Origin of the sequence: Pseudomonas sp. PWP3-1b2 (assembly GCF_049896045.1) — a bacterium.
Classification (GTDB): Bacteria; Pseudomonadota; Gammaproteobacteria; order Pseudomonadales; family Pseudomonadaceae; genus Aquipseudomonas; species Aquipseudomonas antarctica_B.
In genome coordinates this window covers 1-20,332 of sequence record NZ_JAFCTN010000055.1, presented here as the reverse complement: position 1 = coordinate 20,332, position 20,332 = coordinate 1, and the positions used below count along the sequence as shown (strand labels likewise).

The 20,332-nt window shown below is 59.0% G+C and carries 20 protein-coding genes; 6 read left to right on the top strand and 14 right to left on the bottom strand.

Going from position 1 to position 20,332, the window contains the following annotated elements:
* Nucleotides 1-131: 131 nt before the first annotated feature.
* From ACP7A2_RS24750 to ACP7A2_RS24715, 8 genes are all read right to left on the bottom strand, one after another.
* Nucleotides 132-866, bottom strand: coding sequence for an amino acid ABC transporter ATP-binding protein (locus ACP7A2_RS24750; RefSeq protein WP_003172079.1), 735 nt, complete (start codon nucleotides 864-866; stop codon nucleotides 132-134).
* Nucleotides 863-1,534 (bottom strand): amino acid ABC transporter permease, encoded by a 672-nt coding sequence (locus ACP7A2_RS24745; protein WP_348062096.1) that lies wholly within the window; start codon nucleotides 1,532-1,534, stop codon nucleotides 863-865. The genes ACP7A2_RS24750 and ACP7A2_RS24745 overlap by 4 nt, the downstream gene beginning before the upstream one ends.
* Entirely contained in the window at nucleotides 1,534-2,280 is a 747-nt protein-coding gene (locus ACP7A2_RS24740; protein WP_375071153.1) for an amino acid ABC transporter permease, read from the bottom strand. The genes ACP7A2_RS24745 and ACP7A2_RS24740 overlap by 1 nt, the downstream gene beginning before the upstream one ends.
* Nucleotides 2,281-2,472: 192 nt before the next feature.
* On the bottom strand, nucleotides 2,473-3,399 hold the full coding sequence (locus ACP7A2_RS24735) for a glutamate/aspartate ABC transporter substrate-binding protein (RefSeq protein ID WP_348062098.1): 927 nt from the start codon (nucleotides 3,397-3,399) through the stop codon (nucleotides 2,473-2,475).
* Nucleotides 3,400-4,236: 837 nt separating this feature from the next.
* Nucleotides 4,237-5,775: a glycerol-3-phosphate dehydrogenase gene (gene glpD, locus ACP7A2_RS24730; protein WP_426136411.1), complete on the bottom strand. Its 1,539-nt coding sequence runs from the start codon at nucleotides 5,773-5,775 to the stop codon at nucleotides 4,237-4,239.
* 271 nt (nucleotides 5,776-6,046) lie between these two features.
* Entirely contained in the window at nucleotides 6,047-6,802 is a 756-nt protein-coding gene (locus ACP7A2_RS24725; RefSeq protein WP_348062180.1) for a DeoR/GlpR family transcriptional regulator, read from the bottom strand.
* A 95-nt stretch (nucleotides 6,803-6,897) separates the two neighbouring features.
* Nucleotides 6,898-8,403: a glycerol kinase GlpK gene (glpK, locus tag ACP7A2_RS24720; protein ID WP_426136410.1), complete on the bottom strand. Its 1,506-nt coding sequence runs from the start codon at nucleotides 8,401-8,403 to the stop codon at nucleotides 6,898-6,900.
* 78 nt (nucleotides 8,404-8,481) lie between these two features.
* Nucleotides 8,482-9,339 (bottom strand): MIP/aquaporin family protein, encoded by an 858-nt coding sequence (locus ACP7A2_RS24715; RefSeq protein ID WP_426136409.1) that lies wholly within the window; start codon nucleotides 9,337-9,339, stop codon nucleotides 8,482-8,484.
* 327 nt (nucleotides 9,340-9,666) lie between these two features.
* On the opposite strand from ACP7A2_RS24715, the gene ybaK reads away from it, so the two are divergent.
* Nucleotides 9,667-10,137: a Cys-tRNA(Pro) deacylase gene (gene ybaK, locus ACP7A2_RS24710; RefSeq protein WP_233894148.1), complete on the top strand. Its 471-nt coding sequence runs from the start codon at nucleotides 9,667-9,669 to the stop codon at nucleotides 10,135-10,137.
* A gap of 135 nt (nucleotides 10,138-10,272) precedes the next feature.
* Here the strand turns inward: ybaK and ACP7A2_RS24705 are convergent, their stop codons facing one another.
* The gene (locus ACP7A2_RS24705) at nucleotides 10,273-11,382 is read right to left on the bottom strand and encodes an ABC transporter ATP-binding protein (protein WP_426136407.1); all 1,110 of its coding nucleotides are present in this window, start codon (nucleotides 11,380-11,382) and stop codon (nucleotides 10,273-10,275) included.
* Nucleotides 11,379-12,299 (bottom strand): ornithine carbamoyltransferase, encoded by a 921-nt coding sequence (gene argF, locus ACP7A2_RS24700; RefSeq protein WP_426136406.1) that lies wholly within the window; start codon nucleotides 12,297-12,299, stop codon nucleotides 11,379-11,381. Before argF ends, ACP7A2_RS24705 begins: the two co-directional genes overlap by 4 nt.
* Before the next feature lie 433 nt (nucleotides 12,300-12,732).
* Here argF and ACP7A2_RS24695 point away from each other — a divergent pair, with 433 nt between their 5' ends.
* Together ACP7A2_RS24695 and grxD are read left to right on the top strand one after the other, a co-directional pair.
* Complete coding sequence (locus tag ACP7A2_RS24695; protein WP_426136405.1) at nucleotides 12,733-14,841, top strand: molybdopterin oxidoreductase family protein; 2,109 nt, start codon at nucleotides 12,733-12,735, stop codon at nucleotides 14,839-14,841.
* Nucleotides 14,842-14,925: 84 nt separating this feature from the next.
* Nucleotides 14,926-15,264, top strand: a complete 339-nt coding sequence (gene grxD, locus ACP7A2_RS24690) for a Grx4 family monothiol glutaredoxin (RefSeq protein ID WP_116628475.1) — start codon at nucleotides 14,926-14,928, stop codon at nucleotides 15,262-15,264.
* 68 nt (nucleotides 15,265-15,332) lie between these two features.
* Here grxD and bfr read toward each other — a convergent pair whose 3' ends face one another.
* Together bfr and ACP7A2_RS24680 are read right to left on the bottom strand one after the other, a co-directional pair.
* Nucleotides 15,333-15,803 (bottom strand): bacterioferritin, encoded by a 471-nt coding sequence (bfr, locus tag ACP7A2_RS24685; protein WP_348060110.1) that lies wholly within the window; start codon nucleotides 15,801-15,803, stop codon nucleotides 15,333-15,335.
* Nucleotides 15,804-16,003: 200 nt separating this feature from the next.
* A complete protein-coding gene (locus tag ACP7A2_RS24680; protein WP_010564137.1) occupies nucleotides 16,004-16,222 on the bottom strand; it encodes a bacterioferritin-associated ferredoxin in 219 nt (72 codons plus the stop codon).
* Between the two features lie 243 nt (nucleotides 16,223-16,465).
* Between ACP7A2_RS24680 and ACP7A2_RS24675 the strand changes: the two genes are divergently transcribed.
* Nucleotides 16,466-17,068 carry a peroxiredoxin gene (locus tag ACP7A2_RS24675; protein ID WP_110624403.1) on the top strand — a complete coding sequence of 201 codons (603 nt, stop codon included), beginning with the start codon at nucleotides 16,466-16,468 and terminating at the stop codon, nucleotides 17,066-17,068.
* Between the two features lie 279 nt (nucleotides 17,069-17,347).
* Here the strand turns inward: ACP7A2_RS24675 and rnt are convergent, their stop codons facing one another.
* Together rnt and pyrC are read right to left on the bottom strand one after the other, a co-directional pair.
* Nucleotides 17,348-18,019 (bottom strand): ribonuclease T, encoded by a 672-nt coding sequence (rnt, locus tag ACP7A2_RS24670; protein WP_375069524.1) that lies wholly within the window; start codon nucleotides 18,017-18,019, stop codon nucleotides 17,348-17,350.
* Nucleotides 18,016-19,062: a dihydroorotase gene (pyrC, locus tag ACP7A2_RS24665; RefSeq protein ID WP_426136404.1), complete on the bottom strand. Its 1,047-nt coding sequence runs from the start codon at nucleotides 19,060-19,062 to the stop codon at nucleotides 18,016-18,018. The genes rnt and pyrC overlap by 4 nt, the downstream gene beginning before the upstream one ends.
* Nucleotides 19,063-19,218: 156 nt before the next feature.
* On the opposite strand from pyrC, the gene ACP7A2_RS24660 reads away from it, so the two are divergent.
* The gene (locus tag ACP7A2_RS24660) at nucleotides 19,219-20,127 is read left to right on the top strand and encodes a flagellar protein MotY (protein WP_426136403.1); all 909 of its coding nucleotides are present in this window, start codon (nucleotides 19,219-19,221) and stop codon (nucleotides 20,125-20,127) included.
* Nucleotides 20,128-20,256: 129 nt separating this feature from the next.
* Nucleotides 20,257-20,332: argininosuccinate synthase domain-containing protein (locus ACP7A2_RS24655; protein WP_426136422.1), on the top strand; the 76-nt coding region annotated here is incomplete at its 3' end.

Here is a 20,332-nt window from a genome sequence, read left to right as displayed (position 1 = left end):
CGGGGGCTCGCGGGCTTGGAAATCCCGGTTTTTTTTCCCCCCCCCGGGGGTTTCCAATCGCAGGCAAGCCAGCTCCCACATAAGCCCAATGCCTGCACAGACCGGTTCTCACGGGGAGAACACTGCTGTTTTTAGTGCTGCAGGATTTTCTCAAGGAAGTGCTGCGCGCGTTCGGAGCGGGCGCTGATGTCGCCGAAGAACTCTTCTTTCGGGCAGTCTTCGATGATCTTGCCGGCGTCCATGAAGATCACGCGGTCGGCCACTTTGCGGGCAAAGCCCATTTCGTGGGTCACGCACATCATGGTCATGCCTTCCTGGGCCAGTTGCACCATCACGTCGAGCACTTCGTTAACCATTTCCGGGTCCAGCGCCGAGGTCGGTTCGTCGAACAGCATGACGATCGGATCCATTGCCAGGGCGCGGGCGATGGCCACACGTTGTTGCTGGCCACCGGAAAGCTGGCCCGGGTGTTTGTGCGCATGCGCCGACAGGCCGACGCGCTCAAGCAGTTGCAGGCCTTTTTGGGTGGCTTCTTCCTTGCTGCGGCCCAGCACCTTGATCTGCGCGATGGTCAGGTTTTCGGTGATGGTCAGGTGCGGGAACAGTTCGAAGTGCTGAAACACCATGCCCACGCGCGAACGCAGTTTCGGCAGGTTGGTCTTCGGGTCGGCGATGGAGGTGCCGTCGACCACGATGTCGCCCTTCTGAAACGGTTCCAGTGCGTTGACGCACTTGATCAGGGTGGATTTGCCCGAGCCGGACGGCCCGCACACCACGATCACTTCGCCTTTTTTGACATCAGTGCTGCAATCGGTCAGCACCTGGAAGTCGCCATACCACTTGTTGATGTTCTTGATAGAGATCATACGGCAAACCTTTTTTGCAGACGCTTGACCAGCAGCGAGGCGGAAAAGCTGATGATGAAGTAGACGACACCGGCGAAGATCAGGAACTCGTTGGAGCGGCCGATGATGTCGCCGTTGGAACGGGCGGAGTTAAGGAAGTCCACGAGGCCCACGGTGTAGACCAGCGAGGTGTCCTGGAACAGGATGATCGACTGTTGCAGCAGCAACGGGGTCATCTTGCGGAACGCCTGGGGCAGAATGATCAGACGCATGGTCTGCCCATAGGTCATGCCCATCGCTTGGGCGGCGCCCATCTGGCCCTTGGGAATCGACTGCACGCCTGCCCGTACGATTTCACAGAAGTACGCGGCTTCGAACATCATGAAGGCCACGACGCAGGACGTGAACGCGCCGATCGGAGTGTCTTCGCCGGTGATCCAGCGCAACACGAACGGCACCGCCAGGTAGAACCAGGTGATCACCAGCAGCAGCGGGATCGAGCGGAAGTAGTTCACGTAAGCGCCGGCCAGGCGCGACAGCAGTTTGTTGGACGACAGGCGCATCAGCGCCAGCACCGTGCCCAACGCGATGCCGCCGACCACACCCATGACCATCAACTGCAAGGTCATGACCATGCCGTTCCACAGGCCCGGGATTGCGGGGATGATGCCGCTGAAATCGAATTCCATTATTTACCCCCCACGGAGATCAGGCCGGGCACGGCGACTTTCTTCTCGATCACGCGCATCAGCAACATCAGGCTCATGTTCAAGGTGAAGTAGATCAGCGTTGCCAGGGTGAAGGCTTCAAACAGGTTCGCCGAAAACTCTGCGGTCTGTTTGGTTTGCGCCAGCAATTCCATCAGGCCGATCAAGGACGCCACGGAGGAGTTCTTGAACACGTTGAGGAATTCCGAGGTAAGCGGCGGAATAATGATCCGGTAGGCTTGTGGCAGCAGCACGTTCCAGTAGATCTGCGGCAGCTTGAAGCCCATGGCGCGGGCGGCGGCCTCCTGGCCACGTGGCAGCGCTTGAATACCGGTACGCACTTGCTCACAGACGCGAGCAGCGGTGAACAGACCCAGGCACACGACAACGCTCAGGTAGGCCGAGGTGGTCGGGTTAAGGTCTTGTTTGTACCAGTCCTGCAGGTTCTGCGGCAGCATGTCGGGTATCAGGAAATACCAGATGAACAGCTGAACCAGCAGCGGTACGTTGCGAAACAGTTCCACGTAGCAGGTCGCGATGCCCGATACGATGCGGTTGGGCACGGTGCGCATGACGCCGAGTATGGAGCCCAGCAGCAAGGCGATAATCCAGGCCACGATGGCGATGGCGATGGTCCAGCCCAGCCCGGAGATGTACCAGTCGAGATAAGTCTCGCTGCCCACGCCGGTGGACTTGAAGAATACGCCCCAGTCCCAGTTGTAATTCATTAGGGTCTCCCCTCGAGATCGATCAATGTACAAGCACCCGCTTGGGGAAGATCCTTTCCCGCCTGACGGTGAACGCCAGGCACACGCGATCGGCTCGAAAACCGCCAGGTCGAGTGTCCAAATTAAGCCAGCAGGTAGTAACAGACGCCTGAGGGAGGGTTGGCTCCCTCAGGAGATAAGCTTAGTCAGGTATCAGATTTTTACGTCCGGTGCCGGCTTGTCGCTTGGGTTGGCGATCAGCTCTTTAACTTTCTCGCTCATCGGGAAGTTCAGGTTCAGGCCTTTTGGTGGAATCGGGCTCTCGAACCATTTGCTGTAGATCTTGTTGATTTCGCCGGATTTGAACAGGGCGACGATGGCGTCATCCACGGCTTTCTTGAAGGCCGGGTCGTCTTTACGCACCATGCACGCGTAGGCTTCGAAGGACTGCGGAGTACCGGTGATGACCCAGTCGTCCGGCTTCTTGGCTTTGGCTTCTTCACCGGCCAGCAGGGCGTCGTCCATCATGAAGGCTACGGCGCGGCCGCTTTCCAGCATCTGGAAGGATTCGCCGTGGTCTTTGGCGGAGATAACGTTCATGCCCATTTGCTTGTCGGCGTTCATCGCTTTGATGATGCGCTCGGACGTGGTGCCTGCGGTGGTCACGACGTTTTTGCCTTTCAGGTCGGCAAAGTCAGCGTAGGACGGCTTGCCATCCTTGTCTTTCTTGACCAGCAGACGGGTGCCGATTTCGAAGATGTTGACGGTGAAGTCGACTTGCTGGGCGCGTTCGGCGTTGTTGGTGGTGGAGCCGCACTCGAGGTCCGCGGTGCCGTTCTGGATCAACGGGATACGGGTTTGCGAGGTGACCAGGTTGTACTTGGCCTTCAAGTCGGGCTTGTTCAGGTCTTTTTTCAGTTGCTCGACCACAGCCAGTTGAACGTCGTGGGAGTAGCCCACGGGTTTGCCCGAACCGTCTGCGATGTAGGAAAACGGGATGGAGCTGTCGCGGTGCGCGAGAGTGATGGTGCCGGAGTCGTTGATTTTCTTCAGTGTGCCGGTGAGTTCGGCGGCGAAAACTGGAGTGCTGATCAGAGCAGCAGCGATAGCTGCGCCCAGGATATGGGGAACGATGCGCATCAATACTTCCTCGACATTTGTTTTTTTTATGAAGCCAGCTGAACGGCTCTCTTGTACTGCGAATGCCCGTGACGGCTCCTGAGGCGTCTCGGGTAAACGTATTAGAGTGTAGAGCATGAGTCGTGCCATACCTGGGTTGATTGGTTATCTGGTTGATTTATATGGATATTAAGTTTGTGTTACAGGGGGGGTGTGGGTGGAAGGTACGGTTTACCGAATGGGCTTGGGGGGTGGCGTTCGGGAAACCGAATGGGGATGGGGGTGGGGATGGGGTTGGGTGAATATCCGTTGCTGCGGTTATGGCTGCTTAGGGTTCCGCTCTTACAGCGGCTCACTTTTGGAAAGACCGGAAGCCGGCCCAGCCAAAAGTAAGCAAAAGGTCTTCGCCCCACCACTCGGCACCTCGCTGTGGCTCGGCGTGCGGCCAGCGTGGTTAACGGGGCGCCTCAGATTAAAATCAAAAGCAAGATCACAAGCACGGCGGCCTGAAAGCCGACCTGAGTGGTTGGATCAAAGGCGCTGTTTTTTCTAGAGCAGATCGCGGTCTTCCTTATGTATGAAGATCCACTGTGGGAGCGGGCTTGCTCGCGAATGCGGTGGGTCAGTTGATGAATTTATTGGCTGATACACCGCCTTCGCGAGCAAGCCCGCTCCCACAGTTTTGACCGAGTACAACTTCAATGGCTGCACAAGCCAGCTCCCACATGGAAAGATGGTTTCATGAGCCGTCCAGCCTCGTCATTCAGTGACTATCAGCGTCAATCCTTCGGCCCAAAAAAGCCCCTGGACCTTTCGGTGCAGGGGCTTTGCTTTGAGCAGCAGGCGCAGAGTGGCTAATCAGGCCGCTTCAATCTTTGCGCGGGTTTGTTCAACCTTGGACAGGTAGCGCTGCACCTTTTCCTGTTCTTCCGGCGTGGTGGACAGGCCCAGCTTGGTACGGCGCCACAGCACGTCCTGAGGCCCGGTTACCCATTCTTCGGCGCACAGGTAATCGACTTCGCGGGTGTACAGGCCGCCACCCAGGTGGTCGCCCAGGTCTGCCAGCGTTTGCACGCCTTCCAGCAAGCGCCAGGTGCGGCTGCCGTAGGTGATCGACCAACGGCGGGCGATCTCGGCGGGCACCCAGTCAAAATTGGTGCGAATGGAGTCGGCCAGGGCTTCTGGCGTGGTCATGTTTTCGCCACCGGGCAGAGTGGCCTTGGCGGTCCAGCTCGGGCGCATGTGTGTGAAGAACGGTGCGAGCAGCGCCATCGCCGACTCGGCGAGCTTGCGATAGGTCGTCAGCTTGCCGCCGAACACCGAAAGGATCGGCGCTTCGCCGTTGTCCCCGGACACTGCCAGGGTGTAGTCGCGCGTGATGGCCGATGGGTTATCCGACTCGTCATTGCACAGCGGGCGTACACCGGAATAGGTGTGGACGATATCGTCGCGGCTCAGTTGTTTCTTGAAGTGCGCGTTGACCACTTTGAGCATGTAGTCGGTTTCACCTTCGGTAATCGCAACTTTTGCCGGGTCACCGGTGTATTCGCGGTCGGTGGTGCCGATGATGGTCAGGTCGTTCAGGTACGGAATGGTGAAAACGATGCGCTGGTCTTCGTTCTGCAAGATGTGCGCGTGGGCGCCTTCATACAGTTTCGGCACGATCAGGTGGCTGCCCTGAATCAGGCGGATACCGTACGGCGAGTCCAGCTTCAGGTCATCCCTGATGAACTTGGCGACCCACGGGCCGGCCGCGTTCACCAGCGCGCGAGCGCGGATCGAAAACAGGCTGCCATCGGCGCGTTCCATGTTCATTTCCCACAGGCCGTTGCTGCGGTGAGCGTTGACGCAACGGGTCTGGGTGTGGATGTGCGCGCCTTTTTCGCGGGCGGCCATGGCGTTCAATACCACGAGGCGGGCGTCATCCACCCAGCAGTCGGAATATTCGAAGCCTTTGGTGATTTCGCTTTTCAGCGGGCTGTTCGCGCCGAACTTGATGCTTTTCGAACCTGCGAGTGTTTCGCGCTTGCCGAGGTGGTCATACAGGAACAAACCGGCGCGAATCATCCACGCCGGGCGCAGGTGAGGGCGGTGTGGCAATACGAAGCGCATCTGTTTGACGATGTGCGGGGCCTTGGCCAACAGCACTTCGCGTTCGGCCAGGGCTTCGCGCACCAGGCGGAATTCGTAATGTTCCAGGTAGCGCAGGCCGCCATGGATCAGCTTGCTACTGGCGGAGGAGGTGTGGCTGGCCAGGTCGTCCTTTTCGCAAAGGAATACCGACAACCCGCGACCGGCTGCGTCTGCTGCAATGCCGACGCCATTGATCCCGCCACCGATTACGGCTACGTCATAGACTTCGGCAAGCGGTGGAGCAGGCAAGGTGGAAGGGTTCATCGGCTGTCCTCGCGATCTTTATCGTCTTGGAATTCGAACATTAATGTTCATTTGCGAAAATGGTAGCTGATAAACGCGCGCACAGCCACCCGAGTTCGATTGAAAAAACTCATCGAAGGGCGGGGAAAGCAAGAATTGTGAACATGAGCATGGGTGAAGCTGAAGGAAATGGGTGCCTGTCAGTTCGCCATCGCGGGCAAGCCCGCTCCCACAGTTGATCGCATTTCACACTGTGGGAGCGGGCTTGCCCGCGATGGCGGCAGTACAGGCGCTACACGACTTCGAGGCGAACCTTATGCTGATTCAACAACTGCACCAGCGCCGGCACCGGCTGTTGATCGGTCACCAGGCAGTCCACCAAACTGATCGGCCCCAAGCGAATCATGGCATTGCGCCCGAATTTGCTGGAGTCCGCCGCCAGGATCACCTGGCGCGCATTGGCAATAATCGCCTGTGAAACCCGCACTTCCTGATAATCGAAGTCCAGCAGGCTGCCGTCTTCGTCGATGCCGCTGATACCCACCAGCGCGAAGTCGACCTTGAACTGGTTGATAAAGTCGACGCTGGCCTGGCCCACCACACCGCCGTCACGGCGCACGTTGCCACCGGTCAGCAACACGTCAAAGTCATCCTTGGCACTGAGCATGGTGGCGACGTTGAGGTTGTTGGTGATGATTTTCAGATGGTTGTGATTCAGCAGCGCTCGGGCAATGGATTCGGTGGTGGTGCCGATATTGATGAAAATCGAGGCGTGATCAGGGATTTGCGCCGCGATAGCCTCGCCGATGCGTTGTTTTTCATCACGCATCTGGTCGGCACGCATGGCGTATGCGGTGTTTTCAACACTGGAGTCATAGGCCGCGCCGCCGTGGTAGCGGCGCAGCAGATTGGCGTCCGCCAGCTGGTTGATATCGCGGCGGATGGTTTGCGGGGTAACAACGAACAGCTGCGCCATTTCTTCGATACTGACGTAGCCGCGTTCGCGGACCAGCTCGAGAATTTGTTGTTGGCGGGGAGGCAGATTCATGGGGCGTCCTTTGGGCTGCCATACAAAAGTGGCCCATGATGACGCAGGAATCTGCTCCCTGCCAGTTAGAACCCTCTCCAGGTCCCGCGCTTGGCTTATTCAGCGCCTTCGTGCGGTTCCCAGTCACGGGTGCGGCTGACCGCTTTTTGCCAGCCGGCGTAGAGCTTCTCTTTGGCGACTTCGTCCAGTTGCGGTTCGAATTCGCGCTCGATCACGGCCTTGCCCCGCAACTCGTCCAGGCTGCCCCAGAAGCCGCAGGCCAGGCCCGCCAGGTAGGCCGCGCCCAATGCCGTGGTCTCGCGCATTTGCGGGCGCTCAACCTGGGTGCCGAGGATGTCGGCCTGGAATTGCATCAGGAAGTTGTTGGCCACCGCGCCGCCGTCCACGCGCAGGGCTTTGAGGCGTTCGCCCGAATCCTGCTGCATTGCGTCCAGTACGTCGCGGGTCTGGTAGGCAATCGACTCCAGGGCTGCACGAATAATGTGATCCACGCGTACGCCACGGGTTAGGCCGAACAGCGCGCCTCGGGCATACGGGTCCCAGTACGGCGCGCCCAGGCCGGTGAATGCTGGCACCAGGTACACGCCGTTGCTGTCTTTGACCTTGCTGGCAAAGTATTCGGTGTCGGTGGCGTCGGCGATGATTTTCAACTCGTCACGCAGCCATTGCACGGTGGAGCCGCCATTGAATACTGCGCCTTCCAGGGCGTAAGCCACTTCGCCACGCGGGCCGCAGGCGATGGTGGTGAGCATGCCGTGCTTGGATTTCACCGCCTTGTCGCCGGTGTTCATCAGCAGGAAGCAGCCGGTGCCGTAGGTGTTTTTGGCTTGGCCGGGTTCTACACACATCTGGCCGAACAGTGCGGCTTGCTGGTCACCGGCGATACCGCCAATGGCAATGCCGCTCTTGGTGCGGCCGTAGATTTCCGAGGAAGACTTCACTTCCGGCAGCATTTCGCGCGGCACGTCGAGAATCTCCAGCATCTTCGCATCCCATTCCAGGGTGTGGATGTTGAAGAGCATGGTGCGCGAGGCGTTGGTGTAGTCGGTGACGTGGGTCTTGCCGCCGGTAAATTTCCAGATCAGCCAGCTGTCGATGGTGCCGAACATCAGTTCGCCGTTGCGCGCACGCTCGCGGCTGCCTTCGACGTTGTCGAGGATCCACTTGAGCTTGGTGCCGGAGAAGTACGGGTCGGTGACCAGGCCGGTGGCGTCGTTGATGTATTGCTCGTGGCCATCGCGTTTGAGTTGCTGGCAGATCTCGGTGCTGCGGCGGCACTGCCAGACGATCGCGTTGTAGATCGGGCGACCGGTGACCTTGTCCCACACCACGGTGGTTTCACGTTGGTTGGTGATGCCGATGGCGGCGACCTGGTCATGGTGCAGGCCGGCTTGAGCCAGGGCTTCGACCATGACCGCGCTCTGGGTAGCGAAAATTTCCATCGGGTCATGTTCGACCCAGCCAGGTTGCGGGTAATGCTGGGTGAATTCGCGCTGGGCGGTGCAGACCACGTTGGCGTCGCGATCAAAGATGATCGCCCGGGAACTGGTGGTGCCCTGGTCAAGGGCGATGATGTAGTTCTTATTCTGAATATCGGTCATATCGAATGCCTTGGAAAATAAGAAAATCGGTAGTCAGCCTGGGCCACGAAAGGGGCAGATGCGTCCAGGCTGGCGCTATCAGGAAATACGGGTCTTGCCGTTGACAGCCGTGTCAGGTGTTTCTTCAGCTATAGCAGGTGCGGCGCTCGGCAGATGACGGGCAATCAGCCCGCGATAGGCCGCAGCACCGAGGCATGCACCGACAATCGGCGCGAAAATCGGTACCAGGAAATAAGGGATGTCGCGACCGCCAGTGAAAGCCATTTCACCCCAGCCAGCGAAAAAGGTCATCAGCTTGGGCCCGAAATCCCGCGCCGGGTTCATCGCAAAGCCGGTCAGCGGGCCCATGGCGCTACCGATTACGGCGATCAACAGGCCGATCAGCAGCGGTGCCAGCGGGCCCCGTGGCAGGCCATTGTTGTCATCGGTGAGGGCCATGATTACGCCCATCAGAATGGCGGTGATGACCATTTCAACGAGGAATGCCTGGGCGGTGCTCAGCAGCGCATTGGGGTAAGTGGAGAATACCGACGCCAATTCCAGGCTGGCCTGGGAGCCGCGAACCATGTGATGGGTTTGTTCGTAATCGAAAAACAGATTGCTGTAGAGCGTGTACACCAAGGCGGCCGAGCAGAAGGCGCCGGCGATTTGGGCGAGGATATAGAAGGGCAGTTTGCGCTTTTCGAAATCGGCAAAGATGCACAAGGCGATACTGACCGCAGGATTGAGGTGAGCCCCGGAAATACCGGCAGTGAGGTAGATCGCCATACTGACGCCGATGCCCCAGATGATGCTGATCTCCCACAACCCGAAGCTGGCACCCGCGACCTTGAGCGCAGCGACACATCCTGTACCGAAGAAGATCAGAAGCGCAGTCCCCAGGAACTCGGCCATGCATTGGCTCGAAAGTGAAGGCTGTTGAAGAGCAGTTGTCATGGAAAACCTCAATTGTTGTTCTTGTCTGGCGCACAACCTCAGCGGGTTGTTGCGTGATGTTCACCGCTGGCAGAATCCCCATCCTGTCCGCGGCTTGCTGCTTGAACACTGCAAGTCTATTCCTACAGCATTCGGAAACGAAAAAATATAGACAAGAATGACGCCTGTCAAAGGTCGAAAGTGAACGATTGGTCATTTTCGAACTATTGGTCTGGTGAATGATCATGTCGACAACGCAGGCTTCTCATCTTTCCAGTGGGCGAGCTAGAGCCTTTTGCAGGGTCTTGGCTTAGAATTGGGCCTCTGTTCGCCACGCCCGGAACCGCCATGACCCCTGCATTGGATCTGTTGAAAAAAGTTCGCGCCGAACATCGCATCCACAGTTATGAACATGATCCCAAGGCGGCGTCGTATGGCCTGGAGGCCGCAGAGAAATTGGGCCTCGACCCGGCGCAGGTGTTCAAGACCTTGCTGGCCAGCAGTGAGAAAGGCGAATTGTTGGTAGCCGTGGTGCCGGTCGTCGGAAGCCTTGATTTAAAAGCCTTGGCGCAGGCAGCCGGGGTGAAAAAAGTCGAGATGGCTGACCCGGCGGCCGCGCAGCGTTCCACCGGTTACCTGTTGGGCGGCATCAGCCCGTTGGGGCAGAAGAAGCGCTTGCGCACTTTTATCGATGTGACGGCGCAGCCGTTCGCGACGATTTTTGTGAGTGCGGGAAGGAGGGGTTTGGAAGTCGAGCTGCCGGCGACGGTGTTGGCTGAGCATACACAGGCCAAATTTGCAGAAATTGGCCGGGCTTAATCTTCTTTCGAAATAAATGAAAATGTAAATGTGGGAGCGGGCTTGCCCGCGATGGCGGTGGGTCAGTGAACTGAATTCAAGCTGACACACTGCCATCGCGGGCAAGCCCGCTCCCACATTTTTGATTCGGTTTCTTCAGTTAGCGGTGCTGTAGCGGCGCACGCCTGACTCGGCATGAGGAATCTGCGCAGCAGTACTGCCTGAGGCCTGGAATAGTACCAAGTGTTCGGCGGCTACCCGAATCCCGACGTCCACACCGACCTGATGGTCTGCGTGGCTCGGGAAAATCGACTCCAACTGCGCACCCGTCGGCAATTGCAGGCGGTACAACGTCGAAGCCCCGAGGAACGTCTTGCCGACAATTCGCGCTTTCAACGCGCTGTCCGGCGCGTAAACGATGTCATCCGGGCGCAACAGCACGTCCACCGCCCCACCGGTCGGCCAGGTGTAGGCGCGATTGCCGCGCAAGTCACCCAGTTCAGTGCTGACAGATTCCGGCGAACTCAACTGACCGCGAATGAAATAGCCCTGGCCGATAAAGCTGGCCACATAAGGCGTCTGAGGTTCGTGATAGAGGTTGTAGGGCGTGTCCCACTGCTCAAGACGGCCCTCCTTGAATACCCCCACTTGGTCGCTCACGGCGAAGGCTTCTTCCTGATCATGGGTGACCAGAATCGCACTGGTGCCGCGCGCCTTGAGAATGTCGCGCACCTCATGGCTGAGCTTGCGTCGCAGCTCGCCGTCGAGGTTGGAAAAGGGTTCATCCAGCAACAACAGTTGCGGCTCCGGCGCCAGGGCGCGGGCGAGGGCGACGCGTTGTTGCTGGCCGCCGGACAGCTCGTGGGGGAAACGTTTGCCTAGGTTCTTCAGGTTGACCAGTTCCAGCAACTCGGCAACCACGCGGTCTTTTTGCGGGTGCTTGCGAATGCCGAAGGCAATGTTGTCGGCCACGCTGAGATGGGGAAACAGTGCGTAGTCCTGGAACACCATGCCAATACGACGTTTCTCCGGCGCCAGGGTAAACCCGGCACTGGAGATCACTTCGCCGGCCAGGCTGATTTCACCTTCGTGCACCGGCTCGAACCCGGCAATGGCGCGCAGGGTCGTGGTTTTGCCGCAGCCCGAGGAGCCCAGCAGGCAACCAATGTCGCCGGCGTTGAGGTGCAGATTGAGGTTCTGCACCACCCGTTGATCTTGATAGCCGCATGCCAGATTGCGCAGGTTCAGCAGTAAAGGCTGGCTCATGCGTGGTGGTACGACGGCGGCACGAGGAATTCGAGCAATGCTTTTTGCGCGTGCAGACGGTTCTCGGCCTGGTCCCAGGCGACCGAGCGAGTGTCGTCGAGCAGGTCGAGGCTGATTTCTTCGCCACGGTGAGCGGGCAGGCAATGCATGAACAGCACATCCGGTGCGGCCAGGTCGAGCAGGGCGCGGGTCACCTGGAATGGCGCGAACAGGGCCAGACGCTTGGCGGTTTCTTCTTCCTGGCCCATGGAAGTCCACACATCGGTGCTGACCAGGTGCGCGCCGAGCACGGCATCACGCGGGTCGCGCACCAGGGTAACGCGGTCACCGGCTTGCGCGAGGAAGCGCGCGTCTGGCTCGTAGCCTTCCGGGCAGGCGACGCGCAACTGGAAGTCGAACTGGATCGCCGCTTCTATATAGCTGTTGCACATGTTGTTGCCGTCGCCGATCCAGGCCACGGTCTTGCCCTGGATCGAACCACGGTGTTCAAGGAAGGTTTGCATGTCGGCCAGCAACTGGCACGGGTGCAGGTCATCGGACAAACCGTTGATCACCGGCACGCGGGAGTTGGCGGAAAATTCGGTCACGGTGCTGTGGGCGAAGGTACGGATCATCACCGCGTCGAGCATGCTCGACATCACGATGGCGCTGTCGGCGATGGTTTCGCCACGGCCCAATTGGGTATCGCGCGACGACAGGAAGATGGCCTGGCCACCCAGCTGGATCATGCCGGCTTCGAACGACACGCGGGTGCGGGTCGAGGATTTTTCGAAAATCATCCCGAGCACACGGTTTTTCAAAGGCTCGAACAGTACGCCGCGGTTACGCAGGTCTTTAAGCTCAATGCCTCGACGGATCACGCTGACCAGCTCTTCGGGCGTGCAATCCATCAGGGAGAGAAAGTGCCTTGCGCTCATCATTAACTACCTTTTTGCAACAGACCGCAGATACTCAAAGCCTTGTTTATTGTGACAACGGGCGAGACCTGCGGCGAAAGCCGCACGGGGCGACGAAATAGGGGAAGGCGCGATCTTATAATTAAATGTCGCGTCTTACCAATAGGGCTACGGTTTTTAAGGGTGTTCAGATGCGCGCGAAAGCGCTTTTGAAGACAATTACCGGACAGCAGGGGGCCATTTGTACACTGGCGTCGAGATAGTTTGCAACGCGCCGGGGCGGGCTCAGGCCAGACGGCGTCGGTTTCAGTGGCGTGCGGGAGGGTTTTGAAACATTTGCTCACGCTTGGCCATGCCTTGGCTTGATGCCACTCGATTCACCGGGCGAAGGTTAGTGGTGCTCGCCTGGGACGCGGCTCATAGTGAACTCAAAGCCCTGATAAAGAGACTGGCCATGACCAAGACTCTCCACCACCGTGCCTGCCATCTGTGTGAAGCCATCTGTGGCCTGACCCTGGAAACCACTCACGCCGACGACGGTAGCCTGGCGATCACCTCGATCAAGGGCGACCCGCTCGACACGTTCAGCCGCGGGCATATCTGCCCCAAGGCGGTGGCGCTGCAGGATATCCAGAACGACCCGGACCGCCTGCGCCAGCCGATGTTGCGCGAGGGCAGCGAGTGGCGGCCGATTGCGTGGGAACAAGCCTTTGCGCTCGTAGCCGAACGGCTGGCAGGTATCCAGGCGCTTCATGGGCAGAACGCCGTGGCGGTGTATCAGGGCAACCCCAGCGTGCACAACTACGGGCTGATGACCCACAGCAACTACTTCCTCGGCCAGTTGAAGACGCGTAATCGCTTCTCGGCAACCTCTGTTGATCAATTGCCCCATCACCTCACCAGTCACTTGATGTACGGGCACGGCCTGCTGCTGCCGATTCCCGACATCGATCACACCGACTTTATGCTGATTCTGGGCGGCAACCCGCTGGCGTCCAACGGCAGCATCATGACCGTGCCCGACGTGGAAAAACGCCTTAAGGCGATCCAGGCGCGAGGCGGCAAAGTCGTGGTAGTCGACCCACGCCGCAGCGAGACGGCGGCAATCGCTGACCAGCACCTGTTCGTGCGCCCGGGTGGCGATGCGGCGTTGTTGTTTGGCGTGCTCGATACCCTGTTCAACGAGCGACTGACGCGCGACAGTCATTTGCCGGTTGAAGGCCTTGAAGAAGTGCGCCGCGCCATTGCCGGTTTTACCGCTGACGCCATGAGTCGCCAATGTGCAGTGCCGGCCGAGCAGATTCGGCAGTTGGCGCGGGATTTTGCGGCAGCAGATAAAGCGGTTTGCTACGGGCGCATGGGCGTGTCGACTCAAGCATTTGGCACGCTGTGCCATTGGCTGGTGCAACTGATCAACCTGGTTACCGGCAACCTTGACCGTGTCGGCGGTGCGTTGTGCACCACGCCGGCCTTGGATTTGGTGGCCTCCACCGGCGGCGGGCATTTCAATCGCTGGCAGAGTCGGGTGTCGGGTCGCCCTGAATACGGCGGCGAGCTGCCGGTGTCGGCGCTGGCTGAAGAGATGCTCACCGAGGGCGACGGGCAAATCCGCGCGCTGGTGACGGTGGCGGGCAACCCCGTGCTGTCCACGCCAAATGGTCGGCAACTGGAGCAGGCTCTGGAGGGTCTGGAGTTCATGGTCAGCATCGATCTCTATATCAACGAGACCACGCGGTACGCCGACCTGATCCTGCCGTCGACCTCGGCGCTGGAAAACGATCACTACGACACAACATTCAATATGTTCGCGGTGCGCAACGTCACCCGTTTCAACCGTGCGATTCTGCCCAAGCCTGAAGGCGCACTGCACGACTGGGAAATCTTTGTGGGCCTGGCCAAAGCGTTTTCGGCGCAGACCGGCGTGGCGCTGAAACCGACGATGGCGCCCGCGCAAATGATTGACCTCGGGTTGCGCGCGGGGTCGTACGGTGACGCTTCCGAACACAAACTGTCGGTGGCGATGCTGGCTGATCATCCCCACGGCGTTGATTTGGGCCCGCTGCATGCCAATCTTGCGGCGCGCTTGAAAACCACCAACGGCAAGGTGCAGGCAGCACCCGCTGTGATCCTGGCGGACCTTGCACGCTTTGCCGCGCAGCCAGTGCCGGTGGACAACGAACTGCTGCTGATCGGCCGTCGCCATGTGCGCAGCAATAATTCCTGGATGCACAACTATCACCGTTTGGTGAAGGGCAAGCCGCGCCACCAACTGCTGATGCACCCGGATGACCTTTCCAGTCGTCAATTGAGCGATGGCCAGCGTGTGCGTGTCAGCTCGCGCATCGGCATGATCGAAGTGGAAGTGGTCGCCAGCCTGGACATGATGCTCGGCGTGGTCAGCCTGCCTCACGGTTGGGGCCACGGCCGCCCGGGCGTGCAGATGACCATCGCCAGCAGCCAGCCAGGGGCGAGTGCGAATGACCTGACCGACGAGCGGCAAGTCGATGAATTGTCTGGAAACGCCGCGCTGAACGGCGTGCCGGTGCAGGTGGCCGCCGCATAAGGCCCGAGCACCGCGCTGGAATTTTGCGTTACAATGCGCCACCGTGCCGACCTGTGAGTCGCAAAGTTCCAGCCGAGGTGTTCCATGGATATCATCGAAACGATCAAAGAGCAGATTGCTGCCAACACCATTCTGCTTTACATGAAGGGCGCGCCGAACGCTCCTCAGTGCGGTTTCTCCGCGAAGGCCTCCCAGGCAATCATGGCGTGTGGCGAGAAATTCGCTTACGTGGACATCCTGCAAAACCCGGAAATTCGCGCGAACCTGCCGAAATACGCCAACTGGCCAACCTTCCCACAACTGTGGGTAGCCGGGGAGCTGGTCGGCGGTAGCGACATCATCACTGAAATGGCAGCTGATGGTTCGTTGCAAGCGCTGATCAAAGACGCAGCGGCAAACGCGGCGGCCAAGACCGACGCTTGATTCGCCTGCAATAAAAAGCCCCGCTTCTCGAATGAGAGCGGGGCTTTTTTGTACCTGCGCGAAGTGGGTTATTCGCCCATCTGTGATTGCAGGTAGTTTTCCAGGCTGACTTTGACGATCAGGCCCTGTTGGGTTTCGAGCCAGTCGATGTGCTCTTCCTGATCTTCCAGGATGTCTTCCAGCAGCTCACGGCTGCCGTAGTCGCCGGTCACTTCACAGTGAGAAATGGCGGCCTTGAGGTCGCTGTGGCTCTTGCGCTCGAAGCCCAGGTCGCTGCTGATCATTTCCTGGGTGTGTTCGCCAATGTTCAGCTTGCCCAGGTCCTGCACGTTCGGCAGGCCTTCCAGGAACAGGATGCGCTTGATCAGCGCATCAGCGTCTTTCATGGCCTTGATCGACTCTTTGTACTCACGCTTGCCGAGCTTTTCCAGGCCCCAATCGTCATACATGCGCGCATGCAGAAAATACTGATTGATCGCGACCAGTTCATTGGCAAGGATTTTGTTGAGTTGCTGGATGACTGAAATGTCGCCTTTCATGACTGGGGTCCTGCCCTGTAATCGCTGTGTAGGTGCAGAGTTTGAGCGGCGCAAACCCGAGTGTCAAACCTAAGTTATTGAATAATAAATGAAAATTAATCGGAATAAGAATGTTTGTGTTCCGCGTCTTGGGCCTAACTAGTTGAATTACAGGCATAAAAAAACCGAACACTAAGTTCGGTTCTTTAAAACACCCCTGTTTAGGCGTGTGTAAATTCTGCTGAGTAGGGGAGCGCGGCCTGGGCTGTTTGCAGCTGGGTCAGGGTTTCCCGTACCACTTGCTTGGCGAGGCAAGCACACTTACCGCACTGGCTGGCAACGCCGGTGGTTTCACGCACTTCCTTGTAGCTGCAGCAACCTTCATAGATTGCTTCGCGGATTTGTCCGTCGGTGACGCCAGTGCAGAGGCAGACATACATAAGGGAGAACCGTCGCGGGTTTAAGGCTTAAGTGCGATGGATCTTAATGTTAACGAGAATGATTGTCAAAGTAGATTCGCAGGTCTTTTCACTGCTCGGGCGTCGCGCTGACGAACGGTTTTTTCAGTGTATGATGGCCGGTCTTCACGAAGCGTGACTGTGTCACTGGGCTGTCGCTTGATAGCGGCAGACTTGGGCCGGTCCTTTTACTTCAATCGTCACCCCAGCATCAGGAGATACCCAATGAGCGTACTCGTCGGCAAACAAGCCCCGGATTTCGATGTACCTGCCGTCCTCGGCAATGGCGAAATCGTAGACAGCTTTAAACTGTCTGAAGCCATCAAAGGCAAATACGGCCTGGTATTTTTCTACCCGCTGGACTTCACCTTCGTCTGCCCGTCCGAGCTGATCGCTCTGGACCACCGCATGGACGATTTCAAGGCGCGCAACGTTGAAGTGGTTGCCGTTTCCATCGACTCCCATTTCACCCACAACGCCTGGCGCAACACTGCCATCAATGATGGCGGCATCGGCAAAGTCAAATACACCATGGCTGCCGACATGAAGCACGACATCGCCAAGGCCTACGACGTTGAGTCCGAAGGCGGCGTGGCCTTCCGTGGCGCGTTCCTGATCGACAACAAGGGCGTTGTGCGCTCGCAGATCATCAACGACCTGCCGCTGGGCCGTAACATGGAAGAGCTGATCCGCCTGGTCGATGCCCTGCAATTCCACGAAGAGCACGGCGAAGTTTGCCCTGCCAACTGGAAGAAAGGCGACAAAGGCATGAACGCTTCGCCAGAAGGCGTTGCGGCTTACCTGACCGAGAATGCTGGCAAGCTGTAAGCCAGATTCGCGGGACAAAAAAACCGGCCTGAGAAGGCCGGTTTTTTTATGCGCTGCATTTGGGTTTGTGGCGAGCGAGCTTGTTGTGGCGAGCGGGCTTGCCCGCGTTGGGCTGCGCAGCGGCCCCAATGAGACCGCCGCGGTTAACCGGTTAAACCGCGGTGTCAGGATCTGGGGCTGCTTCGCAGCCCAACGCAGGGCAAGCCTGCTCGCCACAGAAGCCCGCTCGCCACAACAAGCCCGCTCGCCACAACAAGCCTGCTTGCTACAAAAAGCCTGTTAGTCGCCGAAGTCTTCCCAGCCGCCCATCTGCTTCCAGCGGTTGACGATGCCGCAGAACAGCTCGGCCGTCTTCTCGGTGTCGTAGCGAGCCGAGTGGGCCTCACGACCGTCGAAGTCGATGCCGGCCGCCTGGCAGGCTTTCGCCAGTACGGTCTGGCCATACGCCAAACCGGCAAGCGTGGCGGTGTCGAAGCTGGAGAACGGGTGAAACGGGTTGCGCTTCATGTCCAGGCGCGTCACGGCGGCGTTCAGGAAGCCCAGGTCGAAGCTGCTGTTGTGGCCTACCAGGATCGCGCGTTTGCAACCATTGGCCTTCAACGCTTTGCGCACGCCACGGAAGATGTCGGTCAGCGCTGCTTCTTCACTCACGGCCATGCGCAGCGGGTGATCGAGCTTGATGCCGGTGAATTCCAAAGCGGCTGCTTCGACGTTCGCGCCTTCAAACGGCTCGACGCGGAAGAAATGGGTGTGTTCCGGGAACACAAAACCCTGTTCGTCCATGCCGATGGTGGTCGCGGCAATTTCCAGCAACGCGTCGGTGGCGCAGTTGAAGCCACCGGTTTCTACGTCGATGACAACCGGCAGATAGCCGCGAAACCGCTCGGCCATCGGGTGACGGGAACCGCCACCACTGTGCTCGTGTTCGTCGTCGTAATGGTCTTCACTCACTTGCTTTCCTCCAGCAGGCGCCAGCGCAGTGTTTCACCGGCGCGCAGCGGGATAACGGTCAGCTCGCCAAACGGCAGGCTGGCAGGGGCGGTCCAGTCTTCACGAACCAGGGTAATGCGGTCGGTGTTCGCTGGCAGGCCGTAGAAACGCGGGCCGTTGAGGCTGGCGAACCCTTCAAGCTTGTCCAGGGCGTTACGCGTTTCGAACGCTTCGGCATACAGCTCGATCGCGGCATACGCGGTGTAGCAACCGGCACAGCCGCATGCCGCTTCTTTGGCGTGTTGGGCGTGAGGTGCGGAGTCGGTGCCGAGAAAGAACTTAGGGCTGCCGCTGGTGGCGGCATCCAGCAACGCCACCTGATGAGTGTTGCGCTTGAGAATCGGCAGGCAATAGAAGTGCGGCCGAATCCCGCCCACCAGCATGTGGTTGCGGTTGTAGAGCAGGTGATGCGCGGTGATAGTCGCGCCGACGTTGGCTGAAGCCTCGTTGACGAACTGCACGGCATCGGCCGTGGTGATGTGTTCGAACACCACCTTGAGGGTCGGGAACAACTCGACCAGACGGCGCATGTGCTCATCGATGAAGATCTTTTCACGGTCGAACACATCGACATCGCCACGGGTGACTTCGCCGTGGATCAACAGCGGCATGCCGACGTCAGCCATGGCTTCGATGGCCGGCAAGATCTTGTCGATGCTCGTCACACCGGAGTCGGAGTTGGTGGTCGCGCCCGCCGGATACAGCTTGGCGGCGTGCACGAAGCCCGTCGCCTTGGCAGCGCGAATTTCTTCTGGCTGAGTGCGGTCGGTCAGGTAGAGCACCATCAACGGTTCGAAGCGGCTGCCTGCCGGGCGCACAGCGAGGATACGCTGGCGATAGGCTTCGGCTTCAGCGGCATTACGCACCGGAGGTACCAGGTTAGGCATGATGATGGCGCGACCAAACGTGCGCGCTACATCGGCCACAGTTTGGGGTAACGCAGCACCATCGCGAAGATGAATATGCCAGTCGTCGGGACGCAGCAGGGTCAGGCGGTCGGACATTGGGGATTCCAGGCGGGTCAATCTGGTGGGAATGCTACCGGAAAAGACTCTTGCAGGCACTCGCTATCAAGTTTTGCCGCAGGTGTCCGATATCCCTGGGTATGCCTTAACCACGTATGACGCTTTGAAGTGTTGTAGAAACCAGTGGAGCCTCCCGTGCGCCAGCATTATCTAGCCCTGCTCAGTGTGTTCGCCAGCCTGCCTGCGATGGCCCTCACGTTCCAGACACGTCTGGAGAACATTGAGTGGAAGGTGGAAGGTGACCAGTTCGAGTGCCGCCTGACCCAGCCGATCACCGATTTTGGCTCGGGTGAGTTCGTGCGCCGCGCCGGCGAGCAGGCGATATTTCGCCTCAAAGCCTACAACGGCGCGCTGGGTGCGGGCTCAGCCACCTTGCTGGCCGCCGCTGCGCCCTGGCAGCCGGGCCGTGGTGATATCAACCTCGGCGCTGTGCGCGTTGGCAGTGGCGATGTGCTGTTCAACAGCTCTCAGGCCCAGGCCGGTCGGCTGTTCAGCGGATTGCTCGAAGGCCGCAGCCCCACGGTGCGTCATTACGGGCGCGAAGGCGGCTATTCGGAAGTGCGCCTGTTGCCGGTGAAATTCAACAAAGCCTTCAACGACTATCAGCTGTGCACCACCAAGCTGTTGCCGATGAATTACGACCAGGTCAAACAGACCGAAGTCGGCTTCCCCGGCGGCGGCATCGAGCTGGACGAGGCGGCGAAGAAGAAGCTGGCGGTGATCGTCGCGTTCATGAAGGCCGACCCCACAGTCAACCATATCGAGCTCAACGGCCATTCCGACAACAGCGGCAATCGCCTGACCAACCGTGACGTGTCGCGCCGCCGCGCTCTGGCAGTCACCGACTACTTTAAAGAAAACGGTATCCCGGAATCGCAGATAACCATGCGCTTCCACGGCGAGAGCTACCCGCTGGCGCCGAACACCAATGCCGCCAACCGGGCGCGTAATCGGCGTGTGAATATTCAGCTCGAACGCGTAGCGACGCCCGAGAAACCGGCGCCCCAGGCCACTGCACCGAGCAACCCGGCGCACACCTCATAACGTGCGACTGTCGGTCGCTCGCTCGACATAATCTGTCGCTTTATCTTCATTTGCTGTCGCGCCCCTGTAATTTCGCGGTTTTGGTCGGTAGAATCGACGCCTTTCCGTACAACCCCGTGGAGTGATGGCATGGCCGACGTAAACAAGGTCGTTCTCGCGTATTCCGGCGGCCTGGACACTTCGGTGATCCTCAAGTGGCTGCAGG

Coding starts and splice junctions, on each gene's coding strand:
- ACP7A2_RS24695 (WP_426136405.1), top strand. CDS start 12,733: ATGACCAAGACTCTCCACCACCGTGCCTGCCATCTGTGTGAAGCCATC.
- pyrC (WP_426136404.1), bottom strand. CDS start 19,062: ATGTCCGACCGCCTGACCCTGCTGCGTCCCGACGACTGGCATATTCAT.
- ACP7A2_RS24705 (WP_426136407.1), bottom strand. CDS start 11,382: ATGAGCCAGCCTTTACTGCTGAACCTGCGCAATCTGGCATGCGGCTAT.
- ACP7A2_RS24680 (WP_010564137.1), bottom strand. CDS start 16,222: ATGTATGTCTGCCTCTGCACTGGCGTCACCGACGGACAAATCCGCGAA.
- ACP7A2_RS24715 (WP_426136409.1), bottom strand. CDS start 9,339: ATGACAACTGCTCTTCAACAGCCTTCACTTTCGAGCCAATGCATGGCC.
- glpD (WP_426136411.1), bottom strand. CDS start 5,775: ATGAACCCTTCCACCTTGCCTGCTCCACCGCTTGCCGAAGTCTATGAC.
- ACP7A2_RS24735 (WP_348062098.1), bottom strand. CDS start 3,399: ATGCGCATCGTTCCCCATATCCTGGGCGCAGCTATCGCTGCTGCTCTG.
- ACP7A2_RS24750 (WP_003172079.1), bottom strand. CDS start 866: ATGATCTCTATCAAGAACATCAACAAGTGGTATGGCGACTTCCAGGTG.
- bfr (WP_348060110.1), bottom strand. CDS start 15,803: ATGAAAGGCGACATTTCAGTCATCCAGCAACTCAACAAAATCCTTGCC.
- ACP7A2_RS24745 (WP_348062096.1), bottom strand. CDS start 1,534: ATGGAATTCGATTTCAGCGGCATCATCCCCGCAATCCCGGGCCTGTGG.
- grxD (WP_116628475.1), top strand. CDS start 14,926: ATGGATATCATCGAAACGATCAAAGAGCAGATTGCTGCCAACACCATT.
- ACP7A2_RS24725 (WP_348062180.1), bottom strand. CDS start 6,802: ATGAATCTGCCTCCCCGCCAACAACAAATTCTCGAGCTGGTCCGCGAA.
- glpK (WP_426136410.1), bottom strand. CDS start 8,403: ATGACCGATATTCAGAATAAGAACTACATCATCGCCCTTGACCAGGGC.
- ybaK (WP_233894148.1), top strand. CDS start 9,667: ATGACCCCTGCATTGGATCTGTTGAAAAAAGTTCGCGCCGAACATCGC.
- ACP7A2_RS24740 (WP_375071153.1), bottom strand. CDS start 2,280: ATGAATTACAACTGGGACTGGGGCGTATTCTTCAAGTCCACCGGCGTG.
- ACP7A2_RS24675 (WP_110624403.1), top strand. CDS start 16,466: ATGAGCGTACTCGTCGGCAAACAAGCCCCGGATTTCGATGTACCTGCC.
- argF (WP_426136406.1), bottom strand. CDS start 12,299: ATGAGCGCAAGGCACTTTCTCTCCCTGATGGATTGCACGCCCGAAGAG.